Source organism: Puerhibacterium sp. TATVAM-FAB25, assembly GCF_046535855.1.
In the GTDB taxonomy this organism is placed as follows: domain Bacteria; phylum Actinomycetota; class Actinomycetes; order Actinomycetales; family Cellulomonadaceae; genus Puerhibacterium; species Puerhibacterium variabilis_A.
In genome coordinates, this window is the sequence record NZ_JAXUAK010000005.1 from 82,171 (window position 1) to 94,703 (window position 12,533).

Sequence of the window (12,533 nt, forward strand, 5' to 3'; positions counted from 1 at the left end):
CCGTCGTGGCCGTCGGTGCGGTCGCCTACGGCTGGTCGGGCACGCTCGTCGGCGAGTACTCCGTCATGGACATGGGCGGCCCCGGCCACGCGGCGGCGCACGCCGGCCACCTGACAGGCGGCGCGGGCGCGGGCGGAGCGGCCCCTGTCGACGTCACGACGCTCGCCGCCGCTGCCGACCGGCCGGCCGACGTGCGCGTCCGGCTGGTCGCCCGGGAGGGGCGGGTCGAGGTGACCGGTGGCCGGCCGGTCGACGGCTACACCGTCAACGGCACCTCCCCGGGTCCGACGGTCCGCGCCCGGCAGGGCGACCTGGTGGAGGTCGAGCTGGTCAACGCCTCGGTCACCGACGGCACGACGCTGCACTGGCACGGCATCGACGTGCCCAACGCGGCCGACGGCGTCGCCGGCGTCACGCAGGACGCCGTGCCCGTCGGCGGCCGGCACGTCTACCGGTTCGTCGCGCAGGACGCCGGCACGTACTGGTACCACTCCCACCAGGTGTCCCACGAGCAGGTCCGGCGCGGGCTGCTCGGTGCCGTCGTCGTCGAGCCGCGGGACCCGGCGGGGGCCGGCCCGCCGCCCGCCGCGGACGTGCTCGCCGTCCTGCACGTCTACGAGGGGCAGCACACGGTGAACGGTGGCGTCCGCGACCCGCACGTCGCCGCGGCGCCCGGCGCGACCGTCCGCGTCCGGGTGGTCAACACCGACCAGGGCACCGCGGCCGTCTGGTCGGCGGCCCCGCTGCGCGTCGTCGCCACCGACGGGCACGACGTCCACGCACCCGCCGAGGTCGTGGGGCGCAAGATCCTCGTGCCGGCCGGCGGCCGCGTGGACGTCACGGTGCGGGCCCCGGCCGAGGGCGCGGTCGGCGTGCACGTCGGCGGGGCGCGCACGGTGCACGTCGGGGCGCCGGGCGCCACGGCGCCCCGGGCCCCACAGGCCGCGGAGACGCTCGACCTGCTGCGGTACGGCGAGCCCGCACCGGTCGGCTTCGACCCCGCGGCCCCGGACCGCCGCTACGACTACGCGATCGGGCGCCGGCCCGGGGTGGTCGACGGGCGCCCGGGCATGTACTGGACCGTCAACGGGCGGATGTTCCCGCACGTGCCGGCGTTCGAGGTCGAGGAGGGCGACGTCGTGCGCGTCCACGTCGCGAACCGGACCAGCGCCGTGCACCCCATGCACCTGCACGGCCACCACGTCGTGGTCCTGGCGCGCGACGGCGAGCCGGCCTCCGGCAGCCCGTGGTGGGTCGACTCGCTCGACGTGCACCCCGGCGAGTCGTACGACGTCGCGTTCGTCGCGGACAACCCAGGCATCTGGATGGACCACTGCCACACGCTGTCGCACGCGGTGGAGGGGTTGGTCGCGCACGTCATGTACCGCGGCATGACCACGTCGTTCACGGTCGACGGCGAGGCAGCCAACCACCCGGAGTGACGCCGGCGCGCCCGAGGTCGCTCGGCCCGGGGGCAGCGGCCCGGACCGCCGGGGCGGCTCAGACGCCGGCGGGCACCGGCAGCGCGTGCAGCGCGTCCGCGAGCGGCTTGAGCTCGGGCATCGCCTCGGCCTGCTGCAGCGCGGACTCCAGGGCGGCGTCGTGCGTGGGGCGCGCCTCGCGCAGCAGCGCCTGGCCGGCCGGGGTGAGCTCGGTGTAGATGCCGCGACGGTCGTCCTGGCACAGCACGCGCACCAGGAGCCCGCGGTCCTCGAGCCGGTTGACCAGCCGCGTCGTGGCGCTCGCCGACAGCGCGGCGGCCCGGCCGAGCTGCTGCATGCGCATGTGCCAGCCGTCCTGGCGGGACAGCGCGTCGAGCACCGTGTACTCCACGACGGACAGCTCGTGCTGCTGCTGCAGGGCGCGCTCGAGCGCGGCGTCGATCAGCCCGTGCAGGGCGGCCAGCGTCCGCCAGCCCTGCGCGCGGATCTCGACGGCGTCGTCGGCGATTCCCATGGCTTCCTCCTCGGCCTCGGCGGGCGCTCCCCCGGGCGGCGTGTGGCGGTCCTCAGCATACACCGCTTGTGCATCTATCCGGCGCGTGCAACTATCTATGCCGCGCCTGCAACTACCAGCGTGCGCTGAGGATCGGCGTACGCCGACCCTCGTTCGGAGCAACACCCTCGACCACCCTCGACCCTCAGGAGCATCCCCAGTGACCGCTCAGCAGACCGTCCCTGCTGTCGCCCTGCCGCAGGCGACACAGCCCGGCGCCACCATGCCGCAGGTCGGCTTCGGCGTCTTCCAGGTGCCCGACGCCGAGACCACCCGCGCCGTGTCCCTCGCCCTCGAGGCGGGCTACCGCAGCATCGACACCGCCGCGATCTACGGCAACGAGGCCGGCGTGGGCCGCGCCCTCGCCGACGCCGGCCTGCCGCGCGACGAGATCTTCGTGACCAGCAAGCTGTGGACCGACGCCATGGCCCGCGACGCCGTCCGCCCCGCGCTCGAGCGCAGCCTCGAGCTGCTCGGCCTCGACCGCCTCGACCTGTACCTGATCCACTGGCCGGCGCCCGGCCGCGGCCGCTACGTCGAAGCCTGGGAGGAGCTGGTCGCCGCCCGCGAGGCCGGTCTGGTCGGCGAGATCGGCGTCTCCAACTTCCAGCCCGCCCACCTCGACACGATCGTCGGCGCGACCGGCGTGACGCCCGTCGTCAACCAGGTGGAGCTGCACCCGGCGCTCCAGCAGCGCGCGCTGCGCGCCGCGCACGCCACCCGCGGCATCGTCACCGAGGCGTGGAGCCCGCTCGCCCAGGGCGCGGTGCTCGACGACGCCGCGGTCACCCGCGTCGCCGCCGCGCACGGCGTCACGCCTGCCCAGGTGGTGCTGCGTTGGCACCTGCAGCAGGGCACCGTCGTCATCCCCAAGTCCGTGACGCCCGCCCGCATCGCCGCGAACCTCGACCTGTTCCGCTTCGAGCTCACCGACGACGAGCTGGCCGCGATCGACGCCCTCGACCGCGACGGCCGCACGGGCCCGCACCCGGACCGCTTCGACGGCTGACGCGCCCCCGCGCGACACCGTCTTTCCCACCCGCCTTCCTGACTGGAGCACTCATGCCCGTCGCCCTGTGGGCCCTCGCCATCGGGGGCTTCGGCATCGGCCTGACCGAGTTCGTCATCATGGGCCTGCTGCCGGAGGTGGCCGCCGACTTCGCGGTCACCGAGACGGTGGCCGGCTACCTCATCTCCGGCTACGCGCTCGCGGTGGCCGTCGGCGCGATCGGGCTCACCGCCGCCCTGTCCCGCGTCGACCGCAAGCGCGCCCTGCTGGGCCTCATGGTCCTGTTCGTCGCCGGCAACCTCGTCTCCGCGGTCGCGCCGACGTACGGGCTGATGCTCGGCGGGCGCGTGCTCGCGGCCCTCTGCCACGGTGCGTTCTTCGGCATCGGCGCGGTGGTGGCGGCCGACCTGGTGGCCCGCGACCGGCGCGCCGCCGCCATCTCCATCATGTTCGCCGGCCTGACCGTGGCCAACGTGCTGGGCGTGCCGTCCGGCACGCTGCTCGGCCAGGCGGCCGGCTGGCGCGCCACGTTCTGGGCCATCACCGCGATCGGCGTGCTGGCGCTCGTCGGCATCGCCGCGCTCGTGCCCGCCCGGGTCGGCGTGCCGGACGGCGCTGGGGCTCCCGGCGGCGTGCCGGCGTCGGGCTTGCGCGGCGAGCTCGCCGCGTTCCGCGCGCCGCAGGTGTGGCTCTCCATCGCCGTGACGGTGCTCGGCTACGGCGGCATGTTCGGCGCCTTCACGTACATCGCCTTCACGCTCACCGAGGTGAGCGGCTTCGCCTCGGCCACCGTGCCGTGGCTGCTGGTGCTGTTCGGCGCGGGCCTGTTCGTGGGCAACCTGCTGGGCGGCCGCGCCGCCGACCGGCACCTGGGGGCCACGCTCGTGGTCTTGCTGGCCGTGCTCGCCGTGGTGCTCGGGGTGTTCGCCCTGACCGCGGGCAGCAAGCCGGCCACCGTGGTGAGCCTGGTGCTCATGGGCGCGTTCGGGTTCGCCACCGTGCCCGGCCTGCAGATGCGCGTCATGCACCACGCGGCCGCGGCGCCCACGCTCGCCTCGGGCGCCAACATCGCGGCGTTCAACGTGGGCAACGCCTTCGGCGCCTGGGTGGGCGGGCTGACGCTCGCCGCCGGTCTCGGCTACACGGCGCCGCTCGGCGCCGGGGCGGTCGTGACCGTCGTGGGCCTGGCGGTGATGCTCGTCGCCGCCGCCGTCCCGGGCGGCGAGCTCGGTGCCTGGCACGCCCGGCGGGCCGGCGGAGCGGCCGCCGACGAACGTCGGGGTCTCCCGGCTTCCGATGCCCCTGCGCCGGGAAACCCCGACGCTCGGCGCGACGAGCTCGCGGCGCCGGTGGCCCGCGCCTGACGCCACTGCGGCGCGCCGAGACCTGACTTGTGGTCGCCTCCGGCACCGTGGAGGCGGCCACAAGTCAGGTCTCGGCGAGAGGGTGCCGGGAGCACGACGGCGGCCCGCCACCCCCAGGGGTGACGAGCCGCTGTCGTGCGTGCGTGACCGGCTCAGCGTGTCAGCTCTGCCAGCCGATGTCCTCGGCGTGGAAGTTGAGGCGCTTGAAGCCCGAGGGGCCGAAGTTGGCCAGGCCCTGCTTCACGGCCCACTGCTCCGGGCCGTAGTTCAGCGGGAAGGTGCCGTACAGCTCGAGGGCGACCTTCTCGGCCTCGTTCGCGGCGGCGATGGCCTCGTCGATGTCCTCGATGGTGCCGGGGACCTTCATGAGCTCGTCGACCTCGTCGGAGCCCACGAACGTGAAGTTCGAGCCCTCCGGCGGGTAGACCTGGCTGTACAGCTGCGAGCCCGACGTCGAGTAGCTGTACGGGTCGGACGACGACCACGCCATGATCACGACGTCGTACTGGCCGCCGAGGATGACGTCCGAGAACTTCGAGGAGTCCTGGTTGTCGATCTCGACCTTGATGCCGGCCTGCTTCTGCATCGCCTGGAAGGCGTTGGCGAGGGCCGTCTGGGTCGGGTTGTCGCCGAAGTAGGTGTAGCGGATCTCGAGGGGCTTGCCGTCCTTGGCGTAGTAGCCGTCGTCGCCGAGGGTGAAGCCGGCCTCCTCGAGGGTGGCCTTGGCGTTCTCGACCGAGTACGCCGACTCCTCCGGCATGTTGTTCTCGTAGCCGTCCTGGAACGGGAAGATCAGCTCGGAGCCGGCCGGCTCCTCGGTCCAGTCGAGACCCTGGAAGTCGATCTCGGACAGCTGCGTCACGTCGGTCGCCTGGACGACGGCCTTGCGGACGTTGATGTCCTTGAGCGCCTCGGCCTGGCCGTTGAGCTCGAACACGCCGGTCTGCGTGCCGTACTGGCGGCGGATCTCGACGTCGTCCATGTCGCGCACGACCTTGAGGTTGTCCGCCGTGCTGACCTCGACCGCGTCGATCTCGCCGTTCTGGAAGGCGTTGATCGCGGCGGTCGACTCCATCTGCTTGAAGACGACCTTCTCGAGCTTCGGCGCGTCGCCCCACCAGTTCTCGTTGGGGACGAACGTCACCTGGGTCTCGTCGAACGAGTCGACGACGAACGGGCCGGCGGCCAGCTCGTTGTGCGGCTCGTTGACCCAGCCCTGCGTGAAGAGCTCGGGGTCCTTGTTCTTCGGGTGCTCGAGCTGCAGGAACAGGTACTGGTACGGGTAGAACGGCGTGGCGAACGTGACGACGGCCTGCTTCGGGCTGTCGCCCTGCTCGACCGAGGCGACCGAGTCGTAGCCGGAGGTCGACGGCGGGTTGAAGCCCTCGTTCTTGCCGGACTGCGTGAACCAGGTGGCCTCGAACGCGGTCCAGTCGATGTCCGTGCCGTCGTTCCACCTGGCGTCGGGGTTGATGTCGTACGTGACCACCAGCGGGTCCTCCGACGTCACCTCCACGCCCGTGAGGTAGTCGGGGTTCGGCGTCGGCGTGCCGGCCACGTCGTAGGTCCACAGCTGCGGCTGGTAGAACTGCCACAGGTCGGCCATGTAGGCGGTGTTGCCGTCGGTGGAGAAGGCGTTCCAGTTGGCCGTGACCTCGCCGATCGGCAGGGTCAGCGTGCCGCCGTCCTCGACGGCGTCCCGCTCCTGCGGGTTGTCGTACGCCTGGGCCGGGTCGGGCATCGGCAGGGTGCCCTCGTACGAGGACGGGATGCCGGACGCCGGCTGCTCGTAGTCGGTGCCGGCGGACGCGGTGGCGTCGTCGGACGAGCCGCCGGAGCTGCACGCCGTCAGCGCGAGCGCCAGGGCCGACACGACGACGGCCGCGCGGGCCCCCGTGCTGCGGATGGTCTTCATTGGTCTCCTCGAGAGGTTCCTGACGGTGGTGCGACCCGGAGGTCGCGCGACCCGCGAGGGGTCAGGCGCGGGAGGGGACCCGCACGTCTTCGGCCGCCGACGAGGTCAGCGGGTAGTGGCACGCGGCGCCGTGGTCGGTGCCGGGCACGGCGCCGGTGGCCAGGCCGGGCTGCACGGTGTCGCACAGCTCCTGCCGGTCGGCCGGCAGCGCCGCGCGCACGGGGCAGCGGCTGGCGAACCGGCAGCCGACGATCTCCTGCGCCGGGCTGGGCAGGTCGCCCTGGAGCACCACCCGCCGCCGCCGCCTCTCCAGCTGCGGGTCGGGCAGCGGGACGGCGGACAGCAGCGCCTGCGTGTACGGGTGCCGCGGGCTGGTGAACACCGCCTCGGTGTCGCCCTGCTCGACGACCTGGCCCAGGTACATCACCGCGGTGCGCGAGGAGATGTGCCGGATCACCGACAGGTCGTGCGCCACGAAGAGGAACGCGACGCCGAGCTGCGCCTGCAGGTCCTCCAGCAGGTTGATCACGCCGGCCTGGATCGACACGTCGAGCGCCGAGACCGGCTCGTCGAGCACGATGAGCCGCGGGTTGACCGCCAGGGCCCGGGCGATGGCGATGCGCTGGCGCTGGCCGCCGGAGAACTGCGTGGGGAACCGGTCCACGTGGTCCGGGTTTAGCCCGACCAGCCGCATGAGCTCGGTGATGCGCTCGTTGACCCGCGCCCGCGACCAGCCGTGCACCTTGAGCGGCTCGGCGAGGATGTCGTAGACGGGCAGCCGCGGGTCCATCGAGGACTGCGGGTCCTGGAAGACGATCTGCAGCTCGCGGCGCAGCGCGGCACGCTCGGGCCGGGCCAGCCCGGCGAGGTTCTTGCCCAGGACGGCGACGGTGCCGCCCTGCGGCGCCTGCAGCCGCATGATCTCCAGCAGCGTCGTCGTCTTGCCCGAGCCGGACTCGCCGACCAGCGCGAGCGTCTCGCCCTCGCGCACGTCGAACGTCACGCCGTCCACGGCCTTGACCGTGCCGACGCGGCGGCGCAGGAACCCGCCCTTGGTGAGCGGGAAGTGCTTCTTGAGGTCGGTGACCTCGAGCACCGCCTCGCGCTGCGCGCGGGGCACGCCGGCGAGGCGGGAGGTCGCCGCCTCGCCGACCGGGTAGACGTCCTCGACCGTCAGGCCCTCGGCGACGATCTCGTCGACGCGCACGCAGGCGGCGCGCTGGTCGGCGCGGCCCGGCACCGGCGCCAGGGGCGGCTCGGCGGTGCGGCAGCGGTCCTCCGCCAGCGGGCAGCGGTCGGCGAACGGGCAGCCCACGGGCAGGTCGACGAGCGACGGCGGGTTGCCCTGGATCGGCACCAGGCGCCGGTTCTCGCCGCGGTCCGGCCGCGGGACCGCGCCGAGCAGGCCCATCGTGTACGGCATCGCCGGGCGGGCGAACAGCTCCTCCACCGGCGCCTGCTCCACCGGGCGGCCGGCGTACATGACCAGCACGTCGTCCGCGACGCCGGCGACCACGCCGAGGTCGTGGGTGATCATCACGACGGCGGCGCCGGTCTCGCGCTGCGCCTTCTTGAGCACCTCGAGCACCTGCGCCTGGATCGTCACGTCCAGGGCCGTGGTGGGCTCGTCGGCGATGATCACGTCCGGGTCGTTGGCGATCGCGATCGCGATCATCACGCGCTGGCGCATGCCGCCCGAGAACTGGTGCGGGAACGACCTGAGGCGCTCGGCGGGGTGGGGGATCCCGACCAGGTCGAGCAGCTCCACGGAGCGCTCGCGCACCTGCTTGCGCGTGAGGTCCTGGTGCAGGTCGAGGGCCTCGGCGAGCTGGTCGCCGATCGAGTACACCGGCGTCAGGGCCGACAGCGGGTCCTGGAACACCATCGCCATGTCGTTGCCGCGGTGCCGGGACAGCTCGAGCTCGCTCTTGCCGAGCAGCTCGGTGCCCTTGAGGCGGATCGAGCCCTCCACGCGGGCGTTCTGGTCGAGCAGGCCCATGATCGACAGCGACGTCACGGACTTGCCGGAGCCGGACTCGCCGACGATGCCGAGCGTGCGGCCGGGCTGCAGGTCGAAGCTGACGCCGCGCACGGCGCGCACGGTGCCGGCCTCCGAGGCGAACGAGACGTGCAGGTCGCGCACGCTGAGCACCGGCTCGCCGGCCGGGGCGAGCCGGCCGGCGCCGGCCGGCAGCACGAGCCCCTCGGGCGGGGTGGCGTCGCGGTGGCCGCCGGCGTCGGTGATGATCTGGTCGGTCATGTCAGGCCTTCCCGCCGGAGCGCGAGTGCGGGTCGATGGCGTCGCGGAGGCCGTCGCCGATGAGCTGCACCGACAGCGTCAGCAGGATCAGCGCGACGGCGGGGGCCAGGAGCACCCACGGCGAGGTCTGCACGACGCCCTGGCCCATCTGGAGGATGGTGCCGAGCGAGGTGTCGGGCGCCTTGATGCCCAGGCCGAGGAACGACAGCGCGGTCTCGGAGTTCACGGCGGCGACGACGCCGAGCACCGTCTGGATGATGAGCACCGAGCCGAGGTTCGGGACGAGGTGGCGCCCGATGATCGTGAAGGGGCGCACCCCCATGAACCGGGCGGCGTGCACGTAGTCGAGCTCGCGCAGCGAGAGCGTGAGCGTGCGCAGCACGCGGGCGTAGCCGACCCAGCCGAACGCGGTGATGCCGAGGGTCAGCCACAGCCAGCCGCTGCTGCCCGAGGACGAGCGGACGATCATCGCGATGAGCAGGAAGCTGGGGATGACGAGCAGCATGTCGAGCACCCACATGCCGACGCGCTCGACCCAGCCCTCGAAGAACGCCACGGCGGTGCCGACGACGGCGGCCACGAAGGTGATGGCCAGGGACGACAGGATGCCGATCATCAGGGAGCGGCCCAGGCCGCGGACCACGAGGGCGAACACGTCCGAGCCGCCCTGGGTGGTGCCGAACAGGTGCTCGGCGCTCGGCGGCGAGGCCAGCGCGAGGAAGTCGGGCTCGTCGTAGCCCCACCTCGTCAGCAGGTCGCCGAAGAGCGCGAAGAGCACCAGCAACGCCAGCACGACGACGCCCACGACGGCGGACGGACGCCGCAGGAACCGGCGCGCATACAGCGCGAGGCGGCCGGTGCGGCGCACCTGCTCGCCCGACGAGTCGACGTCGTGCTCGAGGTCCTTGCCCACCTGGGCCCTGGTGACGGCGAGCTCGGGATCGGCCATGGTCTCGCTCCTCTCAGCTCAGCCGGACGCGCGGGTCGAGCCGGGCGACGACGACGTCGGCGAGCAGCGCGCCCGCCAGCGTGCAGGCGCCGGCGAACGCGGCGATGCACACGGCCCCGTTGATGTCGTTCTGCTGGATGGTGGTGACGAAGTACCGGCCCAGGCCGTTGATGGCGAACACCGACTCCGTGATCACCGCGCCCGTGAACACCGACGCGATGGAGAACGCGACGTTGACGGCCGTGGGGATGAGCGACGTGCGCAGCGCGTGCTTGCGGATCGCCTTGTTGAGCGGCAGGCCCTTGGCCCGGGCCGTGCGCACGTAGTCGGCGTTCATCGTGTCGAGCAGGTAGGTGCGCTGCGTCAGGTGGTACGTCACCGCGCTGATGATCGTCAGCACGATCGTGGGCAGCACCAGGTGCTGCAGGAGGTCCACGAGCCAGGGCCAGAACGCGTCGCCCTCGTAGCTGTGCAGCCCGGTCACGTAGAAGAGCCGGAACCCGAGGCCCTTGTTGACCCAGATGGCACCCAGCACCACGAACAGCGCGAGCACCGCCGTCGGGACGACGAGGAAGAAGGTGGCGAGCCCGCCGAGCACGCGGTCCTGCCACTTGTACTGCCGGATCGCGGTGAAGACGCCGATCGCGACGCCGATGACGATCGACAGGATCGTGGCCAGCGTGACGAGCTGGACCGAGGCGCCGATGCGGCCGGCGACCGCAGCGCCCACGGGGTTCTGGTCGGGGCTCAGGCCCCAGTCCCAGTGCAGCACGATGTCCGTCAGCCACCGCCAGTAGCGGCCGAGCAGGGGGTCCTCGTCGTTGATGTTCGCCGCCGTCAGCGACAGGTCGATCGACTCCTTGGGAGGGATCGGGTTGCGCGACAGGTAGTTGGACCGCGGGTCCATGAAGAACGAGGCGAGGAAGTACGTGAAGGAGACGGCGACGAACAGCATCGCCACATAGTTCGCCAGGCGGCGCAGCAGGAAGCCGACCATCAGGCGGCCCTGCTCCCGCGCGCGGTGAGGGGCCGGGCGGCCGGCCGGGCCGCGGCGCCCCCGCACGGGGGCGGGGTGAGGGCGAGACGCACGGGTCGCATGGTCTTCCTCTGTGCTCTTCGGGGGTCCAGGACCCGGGAACCATGGGCGACGGCTCCGGGGCAGCGCCGCCCCGGGACACGACGGACCGCACGCCTCGTCCCCGCCCCAGGGCGCAGGAGCGCCCTTAACGCGGGGTTAACAAAACCTACGTTTCCGCCCGCCGACACTACCCCGGGTCAACTGTCACCCTGAGCCACCGGCGCCTGGGTGAGGACTTTCACGACCCGTGAGGGATCCGGCGCCGGGCCGTCTTCGCAGGTGAAATGCCACCTCCAGGGGCGTGCCGGCGGGAAGATATCGATTCGATCACGACGCCTCGAGCCCCTCGCAACCGGCGGTCGCGCCGAGGCCGGCACGACGCGGATGCCCGAGGCAACGTTCGGGGTCCGTCGCGCCTACACTCGCCGCCATGGCCGCCCTGACGCCCCGCCCCGCCGACGCCGCTCCCGGGCGCGACCCGCTCAAGGTCCTCGGGGTCGCGCTCGCCGTCGTCGCCGGGTTCGGCGTCGCGCTGCAGAGCCGGGTCAACGGCACGCTGGCCGACCACCTCGGCAACGGGTTCCTCGCCGCGTTCGTCTCCTTCGGGTCGGGGCTGGTCTGGCTGACGCTCGCGATGCTGGTCTCGCGGCGCGCCCGCGCCGGGCTGACCGGCGTCGTGACGGCGCTGCGCGAGGGCCGCCTGCGCTGGTGGCAGTGCCTGGGCGGCCTGGCCGGCGGGTTCCTCGTGGCCACCCAGGGGCTGACGGTCGGCACGCTCGGCGTCGCCGTCTTCATCGTCGCGATCGTCGCCGGGCAGTCCGTGAGCTCGCTGCTGGTCGACCGGTTCGGCCTCGCCCCCGGCGGGATCCGCCTCGTCACCTTCCCGCGCGCCGTCGGACCGGCGCTCACCGTGGTCGCCGTGGCGATCGCGATGTCGGCGGGCATCGGCTCGGCCGGCGCCCTCGCCCTGGCCGTCCTGCCGCTGCTGGCGGGCGCCGGGTCGGCCTGGCAGCAGGCCGTCAACGGGCGCGTGCGGGCGGCGTCGGGCGGCGTCGTGGCCGCCACGTTCGTCAACTTCCTCGTCGGCACCGCAGCCCTGGCGGTGGCGCTGGGGATCTCGCTGCTCGTCCAGGGGACGCCGACCGGCGCGTTCCCCACGAACCCGCTGCTGTACACCGGCGGGCTCATCGGCATCGCCTTCATCGCGATGTCGGCCGCGATCGTGCACCGCGTGGGCGTGCTGCTGCTCGGCCTCGGCATGATCGCCGGCCAGGTGGTCGGGGCGCTGGTGCTCGACGTCGTCTCCCCCGGCGCGACCCCGCCGTCCACGGCGACCTACGTCGGCGCCGCGCTCACGCTCGTGGCGGTCGCGATCCCCGCGGTCTTCGACCGTCGGCGCTGACCAGGGCGCGGTCGGGGGGCGGTCAGGTCGCGAGCGGGCCGGGGCCGGGACACGGTGGGACCTCCACCGGAAGGAGTGAATCCATGGCCAACGTCACCAAGTCGATCGACGTCGACGTCCCCGTCCGCACCGCGTACGACCAGTGGACGCAGTTCGAGGAGTTCCACCACTTCATGGAGGGCGTGGAGGAGATCCGTCAGATCGACCCCACCCACACGCACTGGAAGACCAGCATCGGCGGCGTGGAGCGCGAGTTCGACGCCGAGATCACCGAGCAGCACCCGGACGAGCGGGTCGCGTGGAACAGCACGTCCGGCACGGACCACGCCGGCGTGGTGACCTTCCACAAGCTCAGCGACTCCCAGACGCGCGTGACCGTGCAGATCGACTGGTCGCCGGAGGGTCTCGTGGAGAAGGCCGGTGAGGCCCTGAACCTCGACGAGCGCCGCGTGGAGGGCGACCTCGAGCGCTTCAAGGCGTTCATCGAGAAGCGCGGCACCGAGACGGGCGCCTGGCGCGGCGACGTGAGCTGATCCGGGCCGAGCCGCACGAGCGGCGCCC

The 12,533-nt window shown here is 73.0% G+C and carries 10 protein-coding genes; 5 read left to right on the forward strand and 5 right to left on the reverse strand.

Features of this window, described 5'->3' with window-relative positions:
- Positions 1-5: 5 nt before the first annotated feature.
- Positions 6-1,442: a multicopper oxidase family protein gene (locus tag U5M74_RS06950; RefSeq protein ID WP_410907456.1), complete on the forward strand. Its 1,437-nt coding sequence runs from the start codon at positions 6-8 to the stop codon at positions 1,440-1,442.
- 58 nt (positions 1,443-1,500) lie between these two features.
- Here U5M74_RS06950 and U5M74_RS06955 read toward each other — a convergent pair whose 3' ends face one another.
- On the reverse strand, positions 1,501-1,956 hold the full coding sequence (locus U5M74_RS06955) for a MarR family winged helix-turn-helix transcriptional regulator (protein WP_410907458.1): 456 nt from the start codon (positions 1,954-1,956) through the stop codon (positions 1,501-1,503).
- A 262-nt stretch (positions 1,957-2,218) separates the two neighbouring features.
- Here U5M74_RS06955 and U5M74_RS06960 point away from each other — a divergent pair, with 262 nt between their 5' ends.
- Both U5M74_RS06960 and U5M74_RS06965 read left to right on the forward strand, forming a co-directional pair.
- Positions 2,219-3,004 (forward strand): aldo/keto reductase, encoded by a 786-nt coding sequence (locus U5M74_RS06960; protein WP_410907683.1) that lies wholly within the window; start codon positions 2,219-2,221, stop codon positions 3,002-3,004.
- Between the two features lie 53 nt (positions 3,005-3,057).
- Positions 3,058-4,368 carry an MFS transporter gene (locus U5M74_RS06965; RefSeq protein WP_410907460.1) on the forward strand — a complete coding sequence of 437 codons (1,311 nt, stop codon included), beginning with the start codon at positions 3,058-3,060 and terminating at the stop codon, positions 4,366-4,368.
- A 160-nt stretch (positions 4,369-4,528) separates the two neighbouring features.
- Here the strand turns inward: U5M74_RS06965 and U5M74_RS06970 are convergent, their stop codons facing one another.
- The 4 genes from U5M74_RS06970 to U5M74_RS06985 form a co-directional block, all read right to left on the reverse strand.
- Positions 4,529-6,283, reverse strand: coding sequence for an ABC transporter family substrate-binding protein (locus U5M74_RS06970; RefSeq protein ID WP_410907462.1), 1,755 nt, complete (start codon positions 6,281-6,283; stop codon positions 4,529-4,531).
- A 61-nt stretch (positions 6,284-6,344) separates the two neighbouring features.
- Positions 6,345-8,543, reverse strand: coding sequence for a dipeptide ABC transporter ATP-binding protein (locus U5M74_RS06975; RefSeq protein ID WP_410907464.1), 2,199 nt, complete (start codon positions 8,541-8,543; stop codon positions 6,345-6,347).
- A 1-nt stretch (position 8,544) separates the two neighbouring features.
- Positions 8,545-9,492, reverse strand: coding sequence for an ABC transporter permease (locus tag U5M74_RS06980; RefSeq protein ID WP_410907466.1), 948 nt, complete (start codon positions 9,490-9,492; stop codon positions 8,545-8,547).
- Positions 9,493-9,505: 13 nt separating this feature from the next.
- Positions 9,506-10,489, reverse strand: coding sequence for an ABC transporter permease (locus U5M74_RS06985; RefSeq protein ID WP_410907468.1), 984 nt, complete (start codon positions 10,487-10,489; stop codon positions 9,506-9,508).
- Positions 10,490-11,000: 511 nt separating this feature from the next.
- On the opposite strand from U5M74_RS06985, the gene U5M74_RS06990 reads away from it, so the two are divergent.
- A complete protein-coding gene (locus U5M74_RS06990) occupies positions 11,001-11,972 on the forward strand; it encodes a DMT family transporter (protein ID WP_410907470.1) in 972 nt (323 codons plus the stop codon).
- Between the two features lie 83 nt (positions 11,973-12,055).
- Entirely contained in the window at positions 12,056-12,505 is a 450-nt protein-coding gene (locus U5M74_RS06995; protein WP_069982348.1) for an SRPBCC family protein, read from the forward strand.
- Positions 12,506-12,533 lie beyond the last annotated feature (28 nt).